The sequence below is a fragment of the Microbulbifer taiwanensis genome (assembly GCF_014904815.1).
Classification (GTDB): domain Bacteria; phylum Pseudomonadota; class Gammaproteobacteria; order Pseudomonadales; family Cellvibrionaceae; genus Microbulbifer; species Microbulbifer taiwanensis.
In genome coordinates this window covers 1-23,125 of record NZ_JACZFR010000022.1, presented here as the reverse complement: position 1 = coordinate 23,125, position 23,125 = coordinate 1, and the positions used below count along the sequence as shown (strand labels likewise).

Below are 23,125 nucleotides of genomic sequence, written 5' to 3'. Positions count from 1 at the left end.
AGCTGAGGGACTGGGAAGTAAAGCGGACAGACGGATGTTGAAGTTGGCCTGTGCACTGCTGTTTTCGCTGGCCGCCGCGGCAAGCGCGCAGCCGGCGGACCGGGCGCCACAACCGGTGCGGGTCGGGCTCTATGCCAGTCCGCCGTTTGTGTTCGAAAAGGGGAAGCGCTTCTCGGGGATGGCCGTGGACCTGTGGCAGGAGATAGCTGCGGAACAGAAGCTGCAGTCCAGCTACCGAGTCTACCCCAACCTGCGTGAACTGGTGGACGCAACGGCACGGGGCGAGGTCGATGTGGCGGTGACCAATCTCACCATCACCGAGGACCGGGCCCGGCGCATCGACTTTACCCACCCCTGGTTCGACGCCGGCCTGCGCATCATGGTGAACAAAGACCAGGGCGCAGGATTTGCCGAAGTGATAGCCGGGCTGAAGGATTCCGGACATTTGAAAGGCTACGCCTGGCTGGCCTCGGTGGTATTGCTGGTGACACTGTTGTTCACCCTGTTCGATCGCAGGTTCGACAGCGAATTTCCCCGGCGCTGGCGCGACGGACTGGCGGAGAGTTTTTATTCGGTGATGTCCATTGCCACCTCGGGACGCATGTCGCGCAAGAACCTGTTTGGCTGGTTGGGGCGTATTGCGGAAGGGTTGTGGCTGCTCTGTGGTGTGGCGGTAGTGTCCTATATCACCGCGTCGGTGACCAGCGTGATGACGTCGCTGTCGCTCACCAGCCAGATCAACGGCTTGCGCGACCTGCCCGGAAAGACCGTCGGTGTATTTGCCGGCAGTGTGGCGCAGGAGTACATCAGTGAAAATGCCATAGGCTCGCGCGAGTTCAGGGATATCGACGAGGCGGTGCGGGCACTGCGCGCGGGACATATCGATGCGATTGTCGGCGATGCGCCGGTGCTGGCCTACTTCGCACACTCACACCCGGAAATACCGCTGTTGCTGGTTGGGAAAATTTTCGAGCCGGATAAGTACGGCTTCGGGCTGCCACTGCAAAGCGCGCTGACGCGGTCATTGAGCGTGGGAATTATCGGCGCCTATGAGAGCGGACGCATTGCCGAGTTGCGCGAGCAGTATTTTGGTCCCGCCAATAAATAGGTTGGCCGGATAGCTACAAAAAAGCCCCGCGGTTGCGGGGCTTTAAGGGCGGGCCTGCGGCCCGCGTGGGCGAATACGAGGTTCGCCCCTACAGATCAGCTTCTCGTCATTCCGGCGCAGGCCGGAATCCAGGTGCCTCCGAAACTGGATACCGGCCTTCGCCGGTATGACGAGTCTGTGATGGCTTGATTTGAAACAGAGTTTCTAGAGTTCCGCAGGCGTGTTACCAGATCACTACGCGCTCTTCCTCCGGCAGGTACATGCCGTCGCCTTCCTTGACGTCGAAGGCGGTGTAGAAGGCCGAGATATTCGGCACCACACCTTTTACGCGGTACTCGGCAGGCGAGTGCGGGTCTGTCTTCAGGCGCTCGCTCAGGGCCTCGTCGCGGATCTTGCTGCGCCACACCTGGGCCCAGCCCATAAACAGGCGCTGGTCGCCGGTGAAACCGTCGATCACCGGTGCCTCCTGGCCGTTCAGGGACATCTTGTAGGCCTTGTAGGCGATACCGAGACCGGACAGGTCGCCGATGTTCTCGCCCAGGGTCAGTTCACCGTTGATGTGCTCGCCATCGATCGGCTCGTAGCCGTTGTACTGGGCCACCAGCTTGCCGGTGAGCTGTTCGAAGTTGCTGCGATCTGAGTCGGTCCACCAGTTGTTCAGGTAGCCCTTGCCGTCGAACTTGCTGCCCTTGTCGTCGAAGCCGTGGCCGATTTCATGGCCGATCACGCCGCCGATACCACCGTAGTTCACCGCGTCTTCCGCCTGCATATTGAAGAAGGGTGGTTGCAGTATCGCGGCCGGGAAGACGATCTCGTTCATCGCCGGGTTGTAGTAGGCGTTTACCGTCTGCGGGGACATGCCCCACTCGCCGCGATCCAGCGGTTTGCCCAGTTTGCCGCGCTCGAAGCTGGCCTCAAACAGGTTGGCCGCCAGCAGGTTGCCGACCAGGTCGTCGGCGCTGACCTGCAGGTCGCTGTAGTCGCGCCACTTGTCCGGGTAGCCGATCTTGGTGGTGAAGTTGGCCAGCTTGTCCAGCGCCTGCTTGCGGGTGTCCTCGCTCATCCACTCGAGGGACTCGATGGATTCGCGGTAGGCGGCTTTCAGGTTGTCCACCAGCTCCACCATGCGCGCCTTGGCTTGCGGCGGGAAGTGTTTTTCCACATAGCGCTTGCCCACCAGCTCGCCGACGGAGCCATTGACGAACTGCACTGCGCGCTTCCAGCGCGGTTCCATCTGTTCGACGCCGCGCACCGCGGTGCTGTAGAAGTCGAAGTGCGCCTGGGCCAGGTCGCTGTGCATATAGGGGGCGGCGGCAGTCAGCACCTTGACCTTCAGGTAGCGGCGCCAGGTATCCATATCGGTATCGGCGATAATCTTGCTGGCCGCCTGCAGGTACTCCGGCTGGCCGACGACCACGCTGTCGGCTTTTTCCAGCATGGCCTTGGACAGGTAGCTGTCCCAGTCGACGTCCGGCATCAGCTCCGCCAGTTCCTGTACGGATTTCTTGTTGAAGTACTTGTCCGGATCGCGGTTGTCGACGCGGGTGCGATGGTGCTCGGCCAGGCTCTTCTCCAGCGCGTAGATCTTGTCTGCGTAGCCCTGCGCGTCATCCAGGCCGGCCAGCTTCTGGGCCTTCACCAGGTAATCCATATAGGCCTGCTGCAGCTTCTGGCCCTTTTCGGAATCGTCGAAGTAGTAGTCGCGGTCGGGGAGGCCCAGGCCCGCCTGCCACATGAAGGCGATGTAGTTCTCCACATCCTTCATATCCTGGTAAATGAAGGCGCCGAAGGGGCTGTCGTAGCCGATGGTATCGGCGTAGGCGAAGTAATCGGTCAGGTCCTTGCGCGACTCGATCGCATCGACCCTGGCCAGTTCACTTTTGAGGGCCGTCAGGCCTTTCTCCTCGATCAGCTTCTCATTCATAAAGCTGTTGTACAGGTCGCCGATCTGCCTGGCATCGGCGCTGCTGGCGTTCTCGCCGGCCTCCATGATCAGGGCCTTGACCCGCTCGGTGCTCTTGTCGCGCAGTATGGTGAAGCCGCCCCAGCGAGACTTGTCCGCGGGTATCTCGGTGTTCTTCAGCCAGGCGCCGTTGACGTAATTGAAGAAGTCGTCCTGCGGGCGCACGCTGGTGTCCATGGCCGCGAGGTCGATACCGGAACCGAGTTCCGCCTGTTGTACCGCGGCGCTGGTGGCGCTGTTGTCGGCGCTCTGCTGGGATTGCGGCGCTTCGGACCTGGAGCAGCCGGTCACTATGCCGGCTATGGCGAGAGATAGGATTAGTTTGTTCATTGTATGCCTTCGTTGGGCTGGTTATTCCGCAGCCATGGTAAGTGTTTGCCACCGGCAGGGGCAACCGGGCTGCGGCTAGGCGGGGTGGGTCTGCGGTGAAAAGGAGATGGGCAAAACGAAAAAGCCCCGCGAGGCGGGGCTTGTGCATACTCTGTGACCGTTGTGAGGAGGTCAGTCGGGCAGGCGGAAGGTGATCGGCACAGAGAACTGGTAGTTGTCCCGGGCCAACTGCGGCGGCGCGGCGGGGAAGGGGCCGGCGCGATCCACTGCCTCTCGGGCCTCGCGGTTGAGAGTGGCATAACGGGACTCCTGCAGTGTCTGCACGTCCTGTACCTTGCCTTTGGCGTCGATGGTGACGTTCAGGCGCACACTGCCCTCCTGGCCGCGCTCCTGGGCGCGCTTCGGATAGCGGATATATTTGAAGGTGTGGCGCAACAGCATGGAGTGATAGATCTGTCGGGCCAGGATCAGGTCCGCGGTCAGCGGTGCCTCATCCTCTTCAATTTCCTCTTCTTCCTCCAGTTCTTGTGCGGAGGCGGCGGGCTTGGTAGCTGCTACCTTGGTCGGCTGTGGTTTGCTCGGCTCGGACTTGCCTGTCGGCACCTCCGGCTTGCTGTCGATGGCGGCCAGCGTCGGCGGCGGAATATCGGCGGCGAGTTTCGGCTTGGCAGGCGAGGGCTTGGCTGCTACCGGTGCGGCGGCCACGACTTCCTCGGCTGCGGCTTCTTCTTCCGCTTCCTCGAGCCGCACAGCCAGTTCGGCGACGCGTTCGCTGCTGGGCTCGAGCAGCTCGTAGCTGCCCAACAGTCCGGAGGATACCTGGCCGGCGGCCAGCAGGCCGTCGCGGAAATCAGTTGAGGGCGGCACCGGGCCGACCCAGGCGCGCAGCAATGTGTTGAAGAAGTCGCGATCGGCAATTTCGCCGAGCGCCAAGCCGTTCAGGGCGACGCTGGTGGTGCCGGAGTCCGCGGCATAGTCGATGCTCAGGCGGTCGCCTCTTCTGAGGCGGCCCTGGAACAGGTTGGCAAAGGTCACCATGTTCTCGGCCTGGTTGCTCAGGGTGTCGCCGGGATTATTGATGGCGATACCTTCCATCCACTGGTTGCGGAAGCGGCGCGCGGAAAGGCTGTTGGCGACGATACGCACTTCCAGGCGGCGCGGCGTACCGTTGTCGAGCAGCACACTCGAGCTGTTGGCCAGGGTTTCGGAATAGACTGCGGCAATATAGCGGTCTTTATTGAATTGCTGCTCCAGGGCAAGGCCGTTGAGCAGGGGTGCGGCTTTCGCGGATAGCGCTGTCGCAAACACCATTAGGGCGATGACGATCTTTATCGATTTCATTGTTTTTCGGTGTCTTTATTTCCGGATGGGAAGAATCCGGCGGATATGCTTTTTGGCACCCCCTCCCCCGAGGCGCGCCTGTCAGGTTAAAAAGTGCACTAAATGTCTGGCACTATGGGACAAGTTAACCTGAACTGTGCCTAACTCTACTGCAACTGCAATGGAGTTCAACCCTGAAACGGGTAGAATGTCTCGTTTTTCCAATTTCGAAGATGCGCGGGGAAGACAGTGGTCACCCTGTCGCTAGAATGCGGAAATCAGGTATTGTTTAAATACCGCCAATTAAAAATTGTTTCGGCAGCGGTTCCGCCCGGAGCAGAATAAATTTCACTAATTTCAAGTAGCGAATGGATATTAAGCCTCTCAGTGATTATCCGCGGGACGCCGTGGATCGCCTGTTGAATGTCATTCATCTTTTTCGTGACATTCGTGCCACCAGTGAGTGGCAGTACGATGTTTTGTTGAAGCGTTCCCGTATTGTCGGCCTGCAGACGGGAGAACAGTTGCTGCGTGCCGGGGATGTGGATCAGTGGGTCTATTTTCTGTTGCGCGGCGAACTGCATGTGCACGTCGAGAGTGCGGCCGGGCCCGATTCCGGTGAGCGGCCTCTGGCGGTGATCCGCCCCGGCGAGGTTTTTGGCGATCTCTCCATGCTGCTGGCCGAACCGCGCAGTGCCACCATAGTGGCGGCGCCGGACAGTCGGGATACCCAGGTGTTGGGGCTGGACTGTACCCTCTTCGGCGATCTGGACGATTTCACCCTGTTGCAGCTGCCCACAAAGCTGGTGTTCTACCGCAATATGGTGCACTCACTGCGCTGGAAGCTGGAGGTCTACCGCTCCAAGTATCCGGGGCACCAGCTGGCAGACAGTCACCGCAAACTGAAGCTCTATACCGGTCCTAAAAACTGCCGCGAGGAACTGCTGGCGCTGGCGGACCAGGCCCGCGCACTGGCGCGGATACTGCTGGACTGGAATGCCGAATTCGGCAGCGGCGAACTGATGGACGATGAGTCGGATATGTCTGACTTCCTCGAGTCTATGCTTTCATAGTACTCGGGACTCTGGCTGTACGGGCGAACACAAGGTTCGCCCATACTATTTCACCGACCACCGACCACCGACCACCGACCACCGACCACCGACCACCGACCACCGACCACCGACCACCCTCCCGCTTCAGGGGAGTACCCTGCCTAAACGTCTCCGCTGCCTAAACGTCTCCGCTGCCTAAACGTTTCCAAATAGAGTTCGGCAATTCTATCGCAACAGGGTGATGCTAAAGTCGGGCGGGGCTTGTCTTCGCTTGCGAATTTCATATTTCGATAGAAATCGCCACTGCGCAACAACTGCTCCGCGTCTACAATCTGCCCTCTGCCGGAATACGGTGGTTTCGGCAGCCATTAGGCAATTCGAATTGATTGAGTCCCCTCCGCACAGGTGTCCGGGTATGAGTTTTCTCGCTTCTCTCTGGCGGCAACGCAATTACCGCGTGGCCATTGTCGTCGCTTTGTTGGCACTCCTGTGGCTGCTGAGCGGATCGTTTTCCTCCGACCCGCAGGAAACCGAACAGGCAAGCGCAGGGCCAGGCGCGATCCAGGCGGAGTCACTGCGGGTGCAGGCGCGGCGTATCCCGGCGCAGCCCTATGCCACTCGGGTACTGGTGAACGGCCACACAGAGGCGAACCGCAGTGTGCGCCTGCGTGCAGAGCTGGACGGCGCCATTGTGGGACTGCCAGTGGCCGAGGGCCGGACGGTTGAAAAGGGTGAGGTGATCTGCGAGATAGACCCTGAGGATCGCCCGGAGCAGCTGGCCCGTGCCGAGGCTTCGCTTCGCAAGGCGGAGCTCGACTATGCCGGTGCCCTGCGCCTGCAGAAGAAAGGCCTGCAGTCGGAAACCGACATGGCGCAGCGCAAGGTGGCGCTGACCAACGCGCGCGCAGAGCTGGTGCGGGCGAAAGTCAATGTGGAAAAACTGCAGATCCGCGCTCCCTTCGATGGTGTGGTCAACAGCCGTGCGGTGGAACTGGGAGACCTGATTCGCCGCGGCGAGGAGTGTGCGACGCTGCTGGACCTGGATCCGATCCTGCTGGTGGGTGAAGTGTCCGAATCCCAGGTGGGCAGCCTGATCCCCGGCGGCCCCGCCAGCGCACAGTTGCAGCAGGGGCTGCAGGTGGCGGGCAGCCTGCGCTATATCAGCCAGCAGGCCCACGATATTACCCGCGCCTACCGGGTGGAGGTGGCGGTCGACAATGCATCGGGTGCGCTGCGTGCGGGACTCAGTGGTCGCCTGGCGTTGCCGACCGGCGAAATCACCGCGCACCGTATCAACTCCTCCCTGCTGACGCTGGACGATCGCGGGGACCTGGGCGTGCGCATTCTCGACGAGGAGAATCGCGTGCATTTCACCAGGGTGGAACTGGTGGGTGACGGCGATGCCGGTGTCTGGGTCAGTGGCCTGCCGGATCCGGTCACGCTGATTACCATCGGGCAGGAATATGTGACCGCTGGCGAAATAGTACAGGCTGTGCTGGAACAGCCCGGGGCCGACCTGCCGGCGCCGAGCGAAACCGCCGGAGAGCCGGCGGTGGGGGCGACGCCGGTGGCCGACAGGCCGCACTCAGCGGGTGAGGATGGTCAGCCATGAGATTGCTCGACAGCGCCATTGACCGCGGCCGCAGCACTATCAGCCTGATGTTGCTGGTGGTATTGATCGGCCTGGTCGCCCGCGGGGCCATGACGGTGGAATCCAGCCCCGAGGTCAATCCGCCGTTCGTGATAGTGCAGGTTACCCACGAGGGCATTTCCCCGGAAGACGGCGTGCGTCTGCTGGTGCGGCCACTGGAGCAAGAGGTGCGCGCTATCGAGGGAGTGGAAGAGGTGATTTCCACCGCGCGCGAGTCGCTGGTCTACCTGGTGATCGAGTTCGACTCGGCCATGGATGTGGACGATGCGGTGGACGAGGTGCGCAACGCGGTGGACAGGGCCAAGGCGGAACTGCCGCGGGAAGCCGACGAGCCCGTGGTCGAGGAGGCATCGGCACAGCCGTTCCCGTCGATCGTCGTCACCCTGGCCGGCGAACAGGTGGGCGAGCGGGTATTGCTGCAGAGCGCCCAGCACCTGAAGCGCAAGATCGAAAATATCGGCGAGGTGCTCAGTGCTGACCTGGCCGGCAACCGCGAGGAAGTGGTAGAGGCCACCATTGACCCGGTGCGCCTGGAGCACTACCAGATCACCAGCGGCCAGCTGATCAATGCGGTGCTCAACAACAACCTGCTGATTCCCGCCGGCGAACTGGAGACCAATCGCGGGCGCTTTTCGGTCAAGGTACCCGGGCTGATCGAAACTGCGCAGGACGTGTATGAGATACCGCTGAAGAATTCCAGTGACGGCGTTGTGACCCTGGGGGATGTGACCGATATCCGCCGCACCTTCAAGGATGCGTCCAGTTACACCAGCGTCAACGGCCGCCCGGGTCTCGCGATCAATGTGGAGAAACGCAGCGAGGCCAGCTCGGTTGAGGTTGCGGATGCGGTGCGCGCGCTGGTGCGCGACGAGCTGCAATACCTGCCGCGCGGTGTAGAGGTCAATTTTGTCTTCGACCAGTCGCAGTTTGCCCGCGATATGGTCAGCGAAATGCAGGGCAATATCCTCACTGCGATGCTGCTGGTGATGATTATCGTGGTGGCGGCGCTGGGTTTCCGCTCCGGCATGCTGGTAGGTTTCGGTATTCCGTTCTCTCTGCTGTTCGGTTCCATCGTCACCTGGTACCTGGGTTACTCATTCAACTTTATGGTGATGTTCGGCATGCTGCTGGCGCTGGGTATGCTGATCGACGGCTGTATCGTGATCACCGAGTACGCCGATCGAAAGATGGCCGAGGGCATGTCGGCGCGGGTGGCCTATGTGCTGTCGGTCCGGCGTATGTTCTGGCCGGTGGTCGCGTCCACCGGTACCACACTGGCCGCCTTCCTGCCGATTATGTTCTGGCCCGGTGTGGTGGGCGAATTCATGCGCTACCTGCCGGTAACGGTATTCGCGGTACTCGCCGGCTCACTGCTCTATGCACTTTTCTTTGCCCCGGTACTGGGCTCGATGATCGGCAAGAGCAACCTGGATCTCCCTACCCGGCAGTACCTGAAGCAGTTGGAGGTGGGGCGGCCGGGCGAGCTCACCGGCATTACGGGCGCCTACGCGCGCATACTCGAAGCCGTGGTGCGCCGGCCGCTGTCGGCTTTCGCCGTCACCCTGCTTGTTCTGGTCGGAATTTTTGTCGCCTTCGGCCGCTTCGGCGCCGGGGTAGAGTTTTTCACCGATACCGAAGAGCAGTACGGCAACGTGGAAATACGCGCTCAGGGCAACCTCTCTGTAGAGGAAAAGAAAGTGCTGGTGGCGCAGATCGAGGAGGCCGTGCTGGCGGTACCGGAGGTACGGGTCGGCTACACGGCGATCGGTTCCGGCGGTCTGTCCGGCAACAGCGACAGGGCGCCGGACCAGATTGCCAATATGCTGGTGGAGCTGCTGCCGGCGGAAGAACGCCAGCGCCGCAGTCGGGACGTCTTTGCCGATATACGAGCGCGCACGGCGGATTTCCCCGGTATCAAGACGACGGCCAATGTATTTGAGGGCGGCCCGCCGGTGGGCAAGGATATAGTGCTGGAGCTGCGCGCGCAGGATTACGACACCCTGCTGGCGGAGACCTGGCGCCTGCACCGCGCGCTGGAAAATGACTTCGAAGGCCTGCGCGATGTCGTCAATACCGCGCCACTGCCGGGAATCCAGTGGGAGGTGCAGGTAGACAGGGCCAAGGCCGCCCTCTACGGCGCCGACCTCACCGAAGTTGGGCGCGCGGTGCAGTTGGTCACCAACGGCGTGCGTATGGCGGAATACCGCCCTGACGACAGTGACGAGGAGGTGGATATCCGCATCCGCTACCCGGCCAGTGCGCGCGGTATTGCCGCGCTGGACCAGCTCAAGGTCAATACCGCCCGCGGCGCCGTGCCCATCAGCAGCTTCGTGCACAAAGAGGCCAGGCCGAAGGTGGATAAGATAGAGCGTATCGACGGTATCACCCGTATGCAGGTGAAGGCGGATGCAGAGGAGGGTGTGTTGCCAGATGACAAGGTCAAAGAGATCCGAGCCTGGCTGGAGGAAAGCCCGGTGGCAGGCGAAGTGGAACTCCTGTTCCGCGGCGCTGATGAGGAGCAGAATGAATCGGGGGCCTTCCTGTTGGTGGCACTGCTGTCGTCGCTGTTCCTGATGTTTATCCTGCTGGTAACCCAGTTCAACAGCTTTTACCAGTCGTTGCTGACCCTGTCATCGGTGGTGATGTCGACCTTCGGGGTCATGCTGGGGCTTTTGCTGACCCAGAGTACCTTCAGCATCATCATGACCGGTGTGGGGATAGTCGCGCTGGCCGGTATTGTGGTGAACAACAATATCGTACTGATCGATACCTACAATTACGTGCGCAACAGTGAGCCGGAGCTGTCTCCGGCCGCGGCGGCGGTCAAGGCGTCGGCGCAGCGCCTGCGCCCGGTATTCCTGACCACCGCCACTACCATTCTCGGCCTGTTGCCTCTGGCGCTGGGGGTGAGTGTGGATATGGTGGGGCGCAATGTGGTGGTTGCCGGTGTGATTGCCTCCTTCTGGGTCAAGCTCGCCAGCGCCATCGTCTATGGCCTGACCTTCTCCACACTGCTGACCCTGGTCGTCACACCGGTGATGCTGGTATTGCCGGGGCGACTGCGCGAGCTGTTGCGCGGCATACTGCCGCCGCAGATACGCGGTAACCAGTGGGGGGAAGGGTAGGGATTAATGCGGAATGATGAATGCGAAATGCGGGATGGCAAATGGCCAGGGGATGTCATTGAGCGCGCGGCGCAATTGCGCGAGCAGCTGCGCCCGCAGATCGATCAGTTTATCCGCGAGCAGCGGCTGCCCGATTCATTTCACCACCTGATCGACGATTACTACCTGCCCCTTGCTGTCTGGCTGGCGCAGAAGCGTGTTCGGGGGCAGCCCCTGGTCGTGGGTATCTGCGGCGGCCAGGGATCGGGGAAGTCCACCCTGACGGATTTCCTGCGGCTGGCCTGGGCCGCTATGGATTTGTGTAGTGCCGGCTTTTCCCTCGACGATATTTACCTCACCCGCGCCGAGCGCCAGAGGCTCGCGCAGGCCGTGCACCCCCTGTTGGCGACCCGCGGTGTGCCCGGCACCCACGATGTGCAACTGGGTCTGGATACCATTGAGGCTCTGTGCCATGGGGATTCCCGCAGCGAGGTCGCAATCCCTTCATTCGATAAATCCACCGACGACCGCGCACCGCGGGCGCGCTGGCCCCGCTTGCGCGGACCTGTGGATATCCTGCTGTTCGAAGGCTGGTGTGTCGGTGCACAGCCCTGGAAGGATGGGGCTGAGCCGATCAATGCGCTGGAACGGCAGGAGGATGCCGACGGAATCTGGCGCGACTATATCAATACGCAGCTGGCCGGCCCCTACCGCGCACTGTTCGCTCAGCTGGACGTGCTATTGATGCTGAAGGTGCCGGATATGGATTCTGTGCTGGAATGGCGGCGCCTGCAGGAGCGCAAGCTGTGCGCGCGCACCGGCGGCGGTATGAGCGACGAGGAGCTGGAGCGCTTCGTACAGCACTACGAGCGGATCACCCGCAACCTGCTTACGGAGATGCCCGCGCGTGCGGACTGTATCTTCGAGCTGGGGCGGAATCACCGGATTTGCGCGATGTGCCTGCGGCGAGCAGATGATGGTCGGTGATCAGTAGCGCGAAACTCTGCCCCACTGACGACAAAAAAACCCGGCCGGAGCCGGGTTTTCTCTTACATGGCCTTGGGCGGGCGGCCGGGGCCGCGCTTCGCGGTAGCGGCCTTCTTCGGGCGACCGGGCCCTTTCTTGGCTGGGGTTTTCTTGGCAGCGGCTTTCTTCGGACGGCCGGGCCCTTTCTTTGCAGCGGGCTTGGCAGTGGCTTTCTTCGGGCGACCGGGGCCTTTCTTTGCAGCGGTCTTGGCTGCGGCCTTTTTCGGGCGACCGGGCTTTTTCTTTGCAGCGGCCTTGGCCTTGGTGGCGGCTTTCTTCGCAGCAGCGGCGGCCTTCTTCTTGGCGGCAGCAGCTTTCTTCTTGTCAGCGGCAGCCTTCTTCTTCGCAGCGGCAGCGGCCTTCTTCTTGTCTGCAGCGGCTTTCTTCTTGGCCGCGGCAGCGGCTTTCTTGGCCTCAGCGGCGGCTTTTTTCTTGGCGGCGGCGGCCAGTTTCTTGGCAACGGCAGCTTCTTCCTTGGCTACAGCTTTCGCAACCTGGGCGACGAGCTTGTTTTCCGCCTTGACGGTGGTCAGCTGGGTCTTGGCTTCTGCGGCGGCGGCCTTGGTGTTGTCCGCGACCTTCTTCGCCGCAGCTGCTGCGGTGCGGGCCGCCTTCAGCTGCTTCTGTTGAGCGGCGGATTTCTTCTTGGCGCGAATGGTTTTGACTTTGGCAGCGGCAGTTTTGGCCTTGGCGGCGGCCTTGGTGGCGTCTTTGGCCAGTTTGTCGGCAGTCTTGTCCAGGTCTTTTTCCTGCTTGTCGCGGGCCTGGGCCAGCTTGGCCTTCAGTGAACTCAGTTCCACTTCCAGTTTTGCGATGGGGCTAACCACCATCGCTTTCTTACGTGCAGCCATTAAAATATCCCTGTATTGAGTATTGTTGTAGATGAAGGGGCTCCTCTATCAATTATTTCCTGCCTGAGTGTGCCCAAATGAGCCGGCACAATGAAGAATTCCTGCAGGAAACAATTGATAGAGGGGCCCCTAAAATTCATCGCGCTAATTGCAGCTTATTTATATACTTGATTGCAAGTGTTTTAAGGGTATTTTTGCTCTGTAATGATTAAATTTAAGTGTTTTTTCACTGCTATCGCATTTTTCTGGCTTTGGAGCTGTGGTTTCTGGGCAATTTTTCAATTTCTCTCCAGCGGGAAAATTGCCTGGCTGGGGCCGTTGATTAATGCCTGGGCGCTGCCTCTGTGGATGCTTTTGCGCTTCGCTCGGCCGGGCAGATACAGCGGCGATCTGCGTGAGACCCCCGCATTTGCGGCAGTCCTGGCAGGGTTGGCAGTTGCGCTGCTCAGCGACAGTGAAAGAGGTGCGCCGGTTTACCTGGCGATTTGCAACCTGTTTGTCTGCCTGATTTACCTGTTCCATCTCAGTGCACTGAATCATCCCGATATGCCGGCAGTGGGCAGCCGCTTTCCGCTGCTAACAACGATAAATGGTAATTCCTGGGATGCCGGGCAATATTCCCGGCGGGATAATTGCGCGGGCCTGCTGCTGGTTTTCCTGCGCGGCAGCTTCTGCGCCGACAGCCGCGCGATGCTCGCCCGGTTGCCGGAGCTGTTGCCGGAGCTGCGAAAAAGGGGGATCGAATTGCTGCTGTTCAGCACCGAGCCTCCGACACTCTGGCCCGCGCACCTGCGCGAACGGCTGTCGGTGAACATGTTTCAGCTCTCCGCCGGTGCCGCCGCCAATACCCCATTTATTGCCCGGGGTGGAGCCCCGCTGTTGTCGCAACACACGGCTGCGCTTCGCCCGAGCCAGTGGCTGCTGGATAGGGAGGGGTTTGTACTCTGGCGACACCTGCCCGCAAATTACCGCACTCCCGGAGATGCGGCACTGATGCGCGGCCAGCTGTTTCGCCTGGAAGAGTGAGTTTCCGGTCCCGGTAAATTGGTGGTGACACTGGTTGGGGCGGATTTGCCGGGGTGGTATTACAACGGAGCGGTATGCGCCCGGCGCACAGCGAGTTTACTGATCGGTGGCGTTGCGGCAGGCATCGCCAGGGCCGGAGCGGTTACCTGGTCAAACAGATTTCCGAATGGGCCGGGGCGTCGGCGCGTGAAGTAGGGCCCTGTTTCCACCTGTCGATAAACGAAATACAGGCAGCGTGCAAAAAAGGGTATCGAGTGCGAGTCCAGCCAAGCCAGCCAGAGGGGTGAGGCGCGCAGGAAAAACGGGAGCTGTATCGGTCGAGAGTATCCCGCTTTCTGGACTGGGCCTGTGACTTCCGGGTGGGGCAGCTGGAGTGGTCAGCAGTTCGGCTCTTCTCCCGGCTCTCCACTGGCCACCCGGTATCGATCACTTCAGAGGGGCCCGTAGGGCAGGTAGCGATTGTCGGAGTTCTGCCTGATCCACAGCAACTGTTCGCGACTGAGTGGCGCCTGGCGCCGGCGCAGGGCTTTCGCCAGCGGGATCACTGGTGAGTCGGCCCCGGCATCCCAACCGGGCAGTTGCATTTCCGCCAGGGTGAAAAACTGGATCAGCTGCCACAGCTGCTGGTTGTCCCAGTGCTCACTTTCCTCCAGCCAGCGCTGTAAAGGCAGGCGCATCAGGTGCGAGGCCTGGCGGTCTTCCTGTGGCAGGGACTCCCCGAGCGGGGTGGGCGACTGCCCGGCAGAGAGACAGCGCAACAGCAGCGCCCGGCTGATCTCCCCGTCACTACTGTCCTGCGCTGATGGCTTTTGCGGTTCCCAGGCTCCGACACTCATTGCTTAACATCCTTTACCGGTGCGAATTGTCGCGCATTATAGCGATTCGGCGATCAGGGGGGAGGGCGGGATTCCGGAGGGGGGACGCCAGCGGCCGCCACAGCGGGTAGAATGCTCGGGTAGATATAGAAGTAAGATACAGCTTAGAGGTGGGGATGGAATTTATTGCTCAGCCGCTGCCGGCCACCAAAAGGGTCGCACTGGTGGCCCACGACAACCGCAAGGGCGCCCTGATCGAGTGGTGCAGCCGCCACCGGGAACTGCTGCAGCGGCACAAGCTGCTGGGCACCGGTACCACCGGCCGTAAGATAGAGGCGGCAACCGGACTGCCGGTGGAGAAGTTGTTCAGTGGCCCCATGGGCGGTGACCAGCAACTGGGGGCCAAGATCTGCCAGGGGGAGATAGACCTGCTGATCTTCTTCTGGGATCCCTTCGAGCCGATGCCACACGACCCGGACGTCAAGGCGCTGCTGCGAATCGCGGCGGTGTGGAACATACCCGTAGCCTGCAACGGCGCCAGCGCGGATATGATGGTGCAGTCGGCACTGATGGAGAGCGCCTTCGAGCGCGAGGTGCCGGACTACCAGGGCTATCTGGCCACCAGATAGGCGTTCGCGCTGGTCAATAAATGATCTCTCCGCTCTGGGTTTTGTTGCAACTTATTGATTTTTAAGGGTATTTTTTTGGGTGCGCAGGTTTCACTTGCAATGCTGACAATTTCGCGGCAATCTTGCCCACCTGATGAGACCGGTCAATCCGGCGCCATTCGCAATAGATAACTGTACGGTGTTTTATGAGTAGACGACGCGGTAAGGCCGTAGAAGAGGAAAAAGCCGATATTGACCTGACGCCCATGCTGGACGTTGTGTTCATCATGCTGATCTTCTTCATCGTGACGGCGTCCTTTGTGAAAGAGAAAGCGTTGGATGTAAACGTGCCGGATCCGGATCAGCAGATTGAGACCCCGCCCGACGAAGACAAGCAGAACATCCTGCTGACCGTGAATGCCAACGACGAGATCTGGATGGGTACCAACCGAGTCGATACCCGTGCTGTGCGCGCCCGTATCGCCCAGTTGTTCGCGGAAAACCCGCAGGCCATCGTGATCGTGCGCGCACACAACAAGTCCAGCGCCGACACCTATGTCCAGATTGCCGACGCGGCCAAGGAAGTGAACCCGGGTATGCAGGTCTCCCTGGTGCCCTTCGAGAACTAAACGCTTCCCGATACGAAAAAAGCCAGCAAATGCTGGCTTTTTTTATGCCTGCGACCCGGGTCCCCTGCAGGGGGCCCGGGTTCCAATGAATCAGAACTCGGAGCGAATCGCCCACAGGTCCGGGAACACCGGCTTGAACAGGGTGCCCTGCAGATAGCCCACACCGCTGGAGCCACCGGTACCCATCTTGCTGCCGATGGTGCGCTCCACCATCTTCACATGACGGTAGCGCCACTGCTGCAGTGAGGTGTCGATGTCCACCAGCGCCTCGCAGATCTCACTGACCAGCGGATCGTTGCGGTAGACGTCGATCAGTATCTTCTGTACCGCCGGTGACGGTTCGGCCACCAGGCTGAAATCCCGCTGCAGTTCGCTCTGCGGCACCTCGTGGCCCTCTTTGGCCAGGAAGTTCAGGAAGGCGTCCCACAGGGTTGGCGCCAGCAGTCGCTTCTGCAAGCGCAGGTAGTGATCCGAACCCGGTGTGTAATTTTCCAGTTTCTTTGCATCCTTGGCGCCATAGAGAAATTCCAGTTCGCGGAACTGGAACGACTGGAAGCCGCTGGCGGTGGACAGGCGATCGCGGAAGGACATGAACTCCAGAGGTGTCAGCGTCTCGAGGATGTCGACCTGCTGGATCAGGGTGCGGTAAATCGCATCCACCCGTTTCAGGGTGTGCAGGGCGCGATTGCGCTCGCCGTTGTTGAACAGGCGCACCAGGAAATCCAGCTCGTGCAGCAGTTGCTTGAACCACAGCTCGTAGCTCTGGTGGATCACGATAAACAGCAGCTCGTCGTGCTCCGGCCCTTCGGAGAGTGGCTTCTGGCACTGCAGTAGTTCGTCTACTTTCAGATAGGAACTATAAGTAACGGTCATAGAGTATTCACACCTGGTTGCGCTTTGATCAGTTGCGAAACAATGCTCTCTTCAAGCGGCGCCGATCAAAACTAAAATTGCGGAAAAGACATTAATATTGGTGCCATTATAAGGTCTGGAGGTCCTCCAATGGAAAAAGCTGCGCAAGATCTGCGAATCGATGGCGCCCGTCTCTGGGCCAGCCTGATGGAAATGGCCCGTATCGGCGCCACCCCAGCCGGCGGCTGCAACCGCCAGGCCCTGACCGACGAGGACAAACAGGGCCGCGACCTTTTCCTGCAATGGTGCCGCGACATCGGCTGCGACATCCGCATCGACCGCATGGGCAATATCTTCGCCCGCCGCGCCGGTGCCGACCCGGAAATGCCGCCGGTGATGACCGGCTCCCACCTGGATACCCAGCCCACCGGTGGCAAGTTCGACGGCGTCTACGGCGTGCTCGCCGGCCTCGAGGTGCTGCGCACCCTCGAGGAAGGGGGCATCGAGACCAGGGCGCCGCTGGAAGTGGTGGTCTGGACCAACGAGGAGGGTGCGCGCTTCTCTCCGGCGATGATCGGCTCCGGGGTCTGGGCCGGTGAATTCAGTCTCGAATACGGTCACGGCCGCGCCGATAAATCCGGCGCAACCATCGGCGCGGAACTGGAGCGCATCGGCTACCTGGGCGAGGAGGCGGCGGAGCCGAAACCCGTTACCGCGGCCTTTGAGACCCATATAGAGCAGGGGCCCATCCTCGAAAAGCAGGACCAGCTGATCGGTGTGGTCACCGGTGTGCAGGGCATACGCTGGTACGACGTGACCTTCCGCGGCACCCCCTGCCACGCAGGCCCTACACCCATGGCGGACAGGCGCGACCCGGTCCAGGCCCTGGCCTGGCTGTGCGAGCGCCTCTACAGCGAAGTGAAGGCATACTCGGACGACGCCCGTATGACCTGCGGCGACCTGCGCGCCGAGCCTGGCAGCCGCAATACGGTGCCGGAGAAGGTGGTACTGGCGCTGGATCTGCGCCACCCGAAGCCGGAGGGACTGGAGCATTTGCACCGCACCCTCTACCGGCTGGCGGAACAGGTGGAGGAGGCCACCGGTGCGACCATCGACGTGCGCGAGGAGTGGCACTCGCCGCCGGTAGAGTTCGACGAAGGCTGTATAGAGGCGGTCGACAGCGCGGTGCAGAAACTCGGCTACAGCCACCGCAGAATGGTCTCAGGTGCCGGCCACGACTCCGTCTACGTCTCCCGCGTGGCACCGGTGTCGATGATCTTCGTCCCCTGCGCCGGCGGCCTGTCGCACAATGAGGCCGAGTCCGCGGAGCCGGATCACCTGGAAGCCGGCTGCAATGTGCTGCTGCAGGCGATGCTGGACAGGGCGGGTGTGGCCTGAGGGAGACAGGGCCGCAGGCCGGCCCGACATTGACAGCGAAATAAAGCCTGATTCGGGAACCGAGACAGATGACTGAATTCACCCTGAAACACCGCAAAGACGAAGGCGGTACCCGGCCGCTGGAAAACTGGGGCATGGACTCGGAATACGGTTTGCTGCGCGATGTGCTGATAGGTCCGGTGGATAACTTCAGCTGGCGCACCGGCAACGCCAGCGCCCGCCGCGCCGAGCGCCTGGGTATGAAGTTCGACCACAAGGTGGCCGCGGCCCAGCACGCGGAAATGCTTGACGCCTACCGCCACGCCGGGGTGAATACTCATATAATCCCAGCGGACAGCAGTCTGCCCTACCAGATCTACGGCCGCGACTCCTCGGTGATGACCCCCTGGGGGCCGATAGTGACGCAGATGTACAGCCCCTGGCGCCGCGGCGAGTGGGTGTCCATCGTAAAGAAGTACGCCGAGCTGGGAATTCCCATCTACGATGTCGTCACCGCGGGCTCCCTCGAGGGTGGGGACTTTATGGTGTTGGAGCCGGGCGTGATCCTGTGCGGCTACTCCGGCGAGCGCACCAGTGCGCAGGGCTTCGAGCAGATGAAATCCTGGGTGGAGAGGGAGGGCTGGGAGGTGAAGGGCTATCCCTTCGACCCCTTCTTCCTGCATATCGATGTGCTGGTGGCCATGCTGGCGGAGAAGCTCGCGGCCATCTGCGTGGACGCGGTAGAACCGGAGCTGGTGCAGTGGTTCAGGAGCCGCAATATCGAGGTCATCGATATTCCCTTCCCGCAGGTGCTGGAACTGGGAGTCAATGTGGTGGCCCTGGGCGATGACCGCGTGATGTTGCCGAAGGCCAACAGGGACCTGGCGGAGAAGTGCCGCGCTCACGGTTTGACGGTCATAGACCCGGATATCTCCATGATTACCCCCGGCGGCGGTGGCGTGCACTGCATGTGCCAGCCGCTGCGCCGGGATCCGGTGGCGGGCTGACGCCGCTGAATTGACCCGGGTGACGGCCGCTGGCGTCAACGAAAGTGGTCGATTAGGGACTCGCCCGCGCGACCGTAATCGCTACTATGGACACTTTCGTCGTGTGCCGATGCCGCCCGCCAGTGGCGGGCACCACGGTCACCACACCTGAATTCGCAATCCGGAGACCATCATGCAAAGCTCATGTGCAGAAATCCTGGCCCAGGTCAGCGACCGCGTACTGGAAATCACCATCGACCGCCCAGAGCGCAAGAACGCCCTTACCATGGCCATGTACAGTGCCATGGCGGAACTGCTGAACGGCGCTGCGGACAACGCGGAAGTCCGCGCTGTGATTATCTCCGGCACCCAGGGGGTATTTACCAGTGGCAATGACCTGATGGATTTCCTCGGTGGCTCCGCTTCCAGTGCGGACTCGCCGGTCTTCCAGTTTATGCTCGCCCTCTACAATTTCCCCAAGCCGGTTGTGGCTGCCGTCAATGGCCCCGCCGTCGGCATCGGCACCACCATGCTGTTGCACTGCGATATGGCCTTCGCCGGCAGTGACGCCATGTTCCAGATGCCCTTCGTCAACCTGGGGTTGTGCCCGGAGTACGCTTCCAGTTACTTCCTGCCGCGCCTGGTCGGCCATGCCAGGGCTTCCGAACTGCTGCTGCTGGGGAAAAAGTTCGGCGCGGAGGAGGCCGCGGAGCTGGGTATCTGCAATGCCGCCGTAGCCGCCGATGAGGCCCTGGATCGGGCGCGCGCCGCCGCCGCCGAGCTGGCCGGGCAGGCACCGGAAGCCGTGCGCCTGACCAAGCAGCTGCTGCGCAAAGGTACGCAGCAGGTTGGAATGGAGGTGATCCGGGGCGAGGCTGGCCACTTCCAGCAGCGCCTGGTGTCGGAGGAGTTCAAGGAGGCCGCCACGGCATTTATGGAAAAGCGCCCGGCGGACTTCTCCCGATTCGAATGATCGGAATGGCCGCTCCTTGAGCGGCCAATTTTCATCTTGCTTATCCTGCCAAAACTGACATTTTCTTGCTCTTCTCTCCCTGTCGTGGATCTGACTCCGCTTCTTCGATACCGCTTTTGAAATGTCCGAGACTGTTGATCTGTAGTAACCTGTGGCCTGCAGACCTCCGGCTGTCTGCGATTGCACAACTGCGTTAGTGCTGCACCGCAGTAATCGGCGGAAGTTAAATCGCGGCTTGATAACGATGATAAAAATAGTTTGTATACAGGGATTTGACTCGCGCCGGGGCGCGCCGCCACCCAATAGCATGGCGATCTCGCGGTGGGCCCTGCTCCTTGTATTACTGATCTTTCCCTTCGGTGCTTTTGCCCTGGAGCCCATCGAGGTCGACGGCCGCGAAAGCGGCGATAAGCTGACTGGCCAGAGTGAAGTCTGGCATGACCCGGACGACAGCCAGCCCCTCGCCAGCATCGTGGAAGCCTACCGGGATGGCGAATTCGGGCCGCTGTTGAGCGCGGGCTCCACCGGTTTGAAAAAGGGCGCTTTCTGGTCGCACTTTGCGCTGAGAAACGTCACCGACAGCCCCGTCACGCTGAGTATCGAATATGTGGATCACCAGTTGATCGAACTCTCGGTATTTCAGCGGGAGCCGGGCGCCGCCTCCGGTTACAGGCCATTGATCAACCTATCGATGAACAAGCCTTTTGATCATCGTCGCATCTCGCACAATCGCTTTGTCTTTCCTGTCAGTCTGGAGCCGCGGCAAACACGGGAGTTTCTGGTCAGGTTCAGCTCAGACGGTGCCGGGTTCGTATTTCCGAGCATGCGAATCTGGAATCCCGATACTCTCCGCAGCAACCATACCCTGGAGACCGGATCCATCGCCTTCCTGTTTGGCGGTTTCTTCCTGATGTCGATTTTCGCCCTGGTCGGCGGTATCGCTACCGGCAGCCGGACCTTTTATGCCTACTCCGTCTATGCGCTGGCAAAAATCATCGGCTGGGCCACCATTCTCGGGTATACACACCAGTACCTGATACGGGAGGACTTCCACTGGCGCTATATGTCCATCAGTGGTGCCGTCACCATACTGTGCGGCCTGATTTTCGCCCGCATTTTCCTGCAGACACGACGCTATACGGCGAAGCTGGATTATGTGCTCCTGCTGATGATGGCCAACGCCGGGGTGCTGCTGATCAGCGGCTTGTTTGCAATCAAGGTTCTGGCGCTGGTGACCATCACCATAGCCCTGCTGCTCTACCCGGTGACGACGGTTGTCGGGATAGTACGTTGGCGCCAGGGTTCCGGGGAGGCTGCGGTGTTCGCGCTGGCATGGAGCCTGCTGATGATCGGGCTGGTGGTACAGGCGTTCCGGGACCTGGGGTATGTCGAACACAACTTCATCAATTACTACTGGCCGCCGTTTTCCTCCTTTACTGAAATGCTCACCATCATGGCGGCGATAGGCATCAAGGTCCGCCGCCTGCGACAGCAGAAGCTGGTGGCGGAAAAACAGTATCGGGAACACCTGGAGCAGTCCAGGTCCGAACTCCAGCAACTGGTCTGGGCCCGCACCCGGGAGCTGGAAGCCGCAAAGCGATTGGCCGAAGTCGAGGCGAGTACCGATCCCCTTACCGGAATTCGCAACCGCCGCAGCTTTTTTGCCGATGCCGGGCTCTACCTGAAACTGGCACAGAGAAAGCACCAGCCCATCAGCCTGCTGATGTTTGACATAGATCATTTCAAGTCCATCAACGATAACTACGGCCACAGCGTCGGCGATGAAGCGCTGCGCTCATTTACCCGCACGATATTCGAGAAAACCAGGGAAACGGATATTTTCGGTCGCCTGGGTGGGGAAGAGTTCGGCCTGTTGATCGCGGAAGATGCGCAAAACGCGCGGCATACCGCCGAGCGCCTGCGGGACTGTATTGCGGCCATCGAACTGGAAGCCGCCGGGTGCAACCTGCAATTCACCTCGAGTATCGGTATCGCGAGCTGGCAACCGGGAATCTCGATGGAGACGCTGCTGAAGCACGCGGACAGGGCGCTCTATGAAGCCAAGCGTCGCGGCCGCAACCAGGTGGTGGAATACCAGCCCGAAACCGCTGCAGTAGAGCTTTAGGGCCCTGTCACCTGTTCATTGTCCAGGGGGACTTGTGCGGGGCTCCCGCTATGTTTCGTCTCGGGTTCGGTCATCCGGGAAATATAGGCGAGGGCCTTGTCCGGGTGATCGGTAAAAAGTCCGTCCACTCCGATGCGTTGTACCGCAATATGTAGCAGCTGCTCGAAGCTGCCAATTTCCGCTGGAATCTGGTCGGGATCGGCGCGGAATGTATAGGGGTGTACCTGTAAATGCTGCCGGTGGGCCCGCTGCACCAGGTCTGTGATCTGAAGCTGGCCCTCTTCGATCGGCGCCAGCATCCCGAACCAGGGACCTATGCCGTCGGCATAACCCGCAATCCTCTCAATGCCGCCCGGTTCCAGCATCCAGTCGTAGTTGTAATTACTGAGCTCGCCATCGGACTCTATCTGCTTCTCCCCCCACTCGGTATCGGCGATCAGCTGTACCAGGGCCAGGTCCATATCGAGTTGCGGCATCAGCTCGCGCCGGATACGTTGCAACTCTTCGGCATCGAAGCACTGCAGGTAGATTTTCTGGTCTCGACCTGAATACCCGAACTGCTTCAGTTTTGCCAGGGCCAGCGCGGTAATGTCCTTGCCCTCCCGGTGGTGGAACCAGGGCTTCTTGATTTCCGGGTAGATGCCGACATCGTAGCCCAGGGTGCGGTTCAGCCCCTGAATCAGTTCCAGTTCCTCCTCCAGGGTGGACAGCTGGAAATGCGACTTCCACAACGGGAAGCGGTTGGGGTATTTCGCGCTGGCACCATCGACACCGGTAACAAAGGCCTCGCTGACCCGGAGCCGTTTCAGCTCCTCCAGCGTGAAATCGATGGTGTAGTAGTGGCCGTCGGTGCGCGCGCGCTCCGGGAAGACGCTGGCCACATCCGTGGTGTAGTCCAGGTGGATATCGTGCATTACGATCAAGCGATCGTCCTTGCTGAGTACCAGGTCCTGCTCGATATAGTCGGGGCGCATGGCGTAGGCGAGCGCCTTGGCCTCGAGCGTGTGTTCTGGCAGATAGCCGGAGGCACCGCGGTGGGCGATGACGATCGGCCTTTTTACACTGGCTTCGGGGCCGGTTGCGGCGGCGTTGGCTCCAAGGGACAAAGCAGCTGTAAACGAAAGCAGGGTAATCAGGGCATTTCGAAGCATCTGTGCGTGAAACCTGTAGTTGTTTACTGCCCTTTTACTAAAAAAATATGACAGTGATGTATCAGGGGGTGTGGCCTGTGGAAGCAGGTTATTGGGGGAGGGGAGCCGCTGCGGCCCCCGCGGGGGCGCCAGGGGGGAAAAGTGGGGGGTGGGGGGGCCTAGCGGGGGCCTCTTC

18 protein-coding genes and 1 pseudogene are annotated in these 23,125 nt (G+C 60.9%); 12 read left to right on the top strand and 7 right to left on the bottom strand.

What is annotated here, in order from left to right; genetic code table 11:
• Nucleotides 1-34 precede the first annotated feature (34 nt).
• Entirely contained in the window at nt 35-1,108 is a 1,074-nt protein-coding gene (locus IG627_RS07670) for a transporter substrate-binding domain-containing protein (RefSeq protein WP_193191770.1), read from the top strand.
• A 223-nt stretch (nt 1,109-1,331) separates the two neighbouring features.
• Here IG627_RS07670 and IG627_RS07665 read toward each other — a convergent pair whose 3' ends face one another.
• Nucleotides 1,332-3,401: a M13 family metallopeptidase gene (locus IG627_RS07665; RefSeq protein ID WP_193191769.1), complete on the bottom strand. Its 2,070-nt coding sequence runs from the start codon at nt 3,399-3,401 to the stop codon at nt 1,332-1,334.
• 171 nt (nt 3,402-3,572) lie between these two features.
• A complete protein-coding gene (locus tag IG627_RS07660) occupies nt 3,573-4,742 on the bottom strand; it encodes a TonB family protein (RefSeq protein ID WP_193191768.1) in 1,170 nt (389 codons plus the stop codon).
• 347 nt (nt 4,743-5,089) lie between these two features.
• Between IG627_RS07660 and IG627_RS07655 the strand changes: the two genes are divergently transcribed.
• The 4 genes from IG627_RS07655 to IG627_RS07640 all read left to right on the top strand — a co-directional run bounded on the left by IG627_RS07655 (nt 5,090) and on the right by IG627_RS07640 (nt 11,518).
• On the top strand, nt 5,090-5,794 hold the full coding sequence (locus IG627_RS07655; protein WP_193191767.1) for a Crp/Fnr family transcriptional regulator: 705 nt from the start codon (nt 5,090-5,092) through the stop codon (nt 5,792-5,794).
• A gap of 397 nt (nt 5,795-6,191) precedes the next feature.
• Entirely contained in the window at nt 6,192-7,388 is a 1,197-nt protein-coding gene (locus IG627_RS07650; protein ID WP_193191766.1) for an efflux RND transporter periplasmic adaptor subunit, read from the top strand.
• Nucleotides 7,385-10,552 carry an efflux RND transporter permease subunit gene (locus IG627_RS07645; RefSeq protein ID WP_193191765.1) on the top strand — a complete coding sequence of 1,056 codons (3,168 nt, stop codon included), beginning with the start codon at nt 7,385-7,387 and terminating at the stop codon, nt 10,550-10,552. Before IG627_RS07650 ends, IG627_RS07645 begins: the two co-directional genes overlap by 4 nt.
• Before the next feature lie 6 nt (nt 10,553-10,558).
• Nucleotides 10,559-11,518, top strand: a complete 960-nt coding sequence (locus tag IG627_RS07640) for a phosphoribulokinase (protein WP_226864829.1) — start codon at nt 10,559-10,561, stop codon at nt 11,516-11,518.
• 62 nt (nt 11,519-11,580) lie between these two features.
• Here IG627_RS07640 and IG627_RS07635 read toward each other — a convergent pair whose 3' ends face one another.
• On the bottom strand, nt 11,581-12,408 hold the full coding sequence (locus IG627_RS07635) for a hypothetical protein (protein WP_193191764.1): 828 nt from the start codon (nt 12,406-12,408) through the stop codon (nt 11,581-11,583).
• A gap of 429 nt (nt 12,409-12,837) precedes the next feature.
• Between IG627_RS07635 and IG627_RS07630 the strand changes: the two genes are divergently transcribed.
• Nucleotides 12,838-13,434, top strand: a complete 597-nt coding sequence (locus IG627_RS07630) for a thioredoxin domain-containing protein (protein ID WP_193191763.1) — start codon at nt 12,838-12,840, stop codon at nt 13,432-13,434.
• Nucleotides 13,435-13,865: 431 nt separating this feature from the next.
• Here IG627_RS07630 and IG627_RS07625 read toward each other — a convergent pair whose 3' ends face one another.
• Nucleotides 13,866-14,270, bottom strand: coding sequence for a hypothetical protein (locus IG627_RS07625; protein ID WP_193191762.1), 405 nt, complete (start codon nt 14,268-14,270; stop codon nt 13,866-13,868).
• A gap of 155 nt (nt 14,271-14,425) precedes the next feature.
• Between IG627_RS07625 and IG627_RS07620 the strand changes: the two genes are divergently transcribed.
• Together IG627_RS07620 and IG627_RS07615 are read left to right on the top strand one after the other, a co-directional pair.
• A complete protein-coding gene (locus IG627_RS07620) occupies nt 14,426-14,878 on the top strand; it encodes a methylglyoxal synthase (RefSeq protein WP_193191761.1) in 453 nt (150 codons plus the stop codon).
• A gap of 185 nt (nt 14,879-15,063) precedes the next feature.
• Nucleotides 15,064-15,486, top strand: a complete 423-nt coding sequence (locus tag IG627_RS07615) for an ExbD/TolR family protein (RefSeq protein ID WP_193191760.1) — start codon at nt 15,064-15,066, stop codon at nt 15,484-15,486.
• 90 nt (nt 15,487-15,576) lie between these two features.
• On the opposite strand, the gene IG627_RS21075 is transcribed toward IG627_RS07615, so the two are convergent.
• Both IG627_RS21075 and IG627_RS21070 read right to left on the bottom strand, forming a co-directional pair.
• Nucleotides 15,577-15,942 (bottom strand): tryptophan 2,3-dioxygenase family protein, encoded by a 366-nt coding sequence (locus IG627_RS21075; RefSeq protein ID WP_264299888.1) that lies wholly within the window; start codon nt 15,940-15,942, stop codon nt 15,577-15,579.
• 45 nt (nt 15,943-15,987) lie between these two features.
• Nucleotides 15,988-16,374 (bottom strand): annotated as a pseudogene (locus IG627_RS21070) (tryptophan 2,3-dioxygenase family protein); the annotation flags it as partial.
• Between the two features lie 114 nt (nt 16,375-16,488).
• On the opposite strand from IG627_RS21070, the gene IG627_RS07605 reads away from it, so the two are divergent.
• From IG627_RS07605 to IG627_RS07590, 4 genes are all read left to right on the top strand, one after another.
• The gene (locus IG627_RS07605) at nt 16,489-17,736 is read left to right on the top strand and encodes a Zn-dependent hydrolase (protein ID WP_193191758.1); all 1,248 of its coding nucleotides are present in this window, start codon (nt 16,489-16,491) and stop codon (nt 17,734-17,736) included.
• 68 nt (nt 17,737-17,804) lie between these two features.
• Complete coding sequence (locus IG627_RS07600) at nt 17,805-18,722, top strand: dimethylarginine dimethylaminohydrolase family protein (protein WP_193191757.1); 918 nt, start codon at nt 17,805-17,807, stop codon at nt 18,720-18,722.
• Between the two features lie 172 nt (nt 18,723-18,894).
• The gene (locus tag IG627_RS07595) at nt 18,895-19,674 is read left to right on the top strand and encodes an enoyl-CoA hydratase (protein ID WP_193191756.1); all 780 of its coding nucleotides are present in this window, start codon (nt 18,895-18,897) and stop codon (nt 19,672-19,674) included.
• A gap of 307 nt (nt 19,675-19,981) precedes the next feature.
• The gene (locus tag IG627_RS07590; RefSeq protein WP_193191755.1) at nt 19,982-21,799 is read left to right on the top strand and encodes a sensor domain-containing diguanylate cyclase; all 1,818 of its coding nucleotides are present in this window, start codon (nt 19,982-19,984) and stop codon (nt 21,797-21,799) included.
• Here the strand turns inward: IG627_RS07590 and glpQ are convergent.
• Nucleotides 21,796-22,905 carry a glycerophosphodiester phosphodiesterase gene (glpQ, locus tag IG627_RS07585; RefSeq protein WP_226864828.1) on the bottom strand — a complete coding sequence of 370 codons (1,110 nt, stop codon included), beginning with the start codon at nt 22,903-22,905 and terminating at the stop codon, nt 21,796-21,798. The genes IG627_RS07590 and glpQ overlap by 4 nt on opposite strands.
• Nucleotides 22,906-23,125 lie beyond the last annotated feature (220 nt).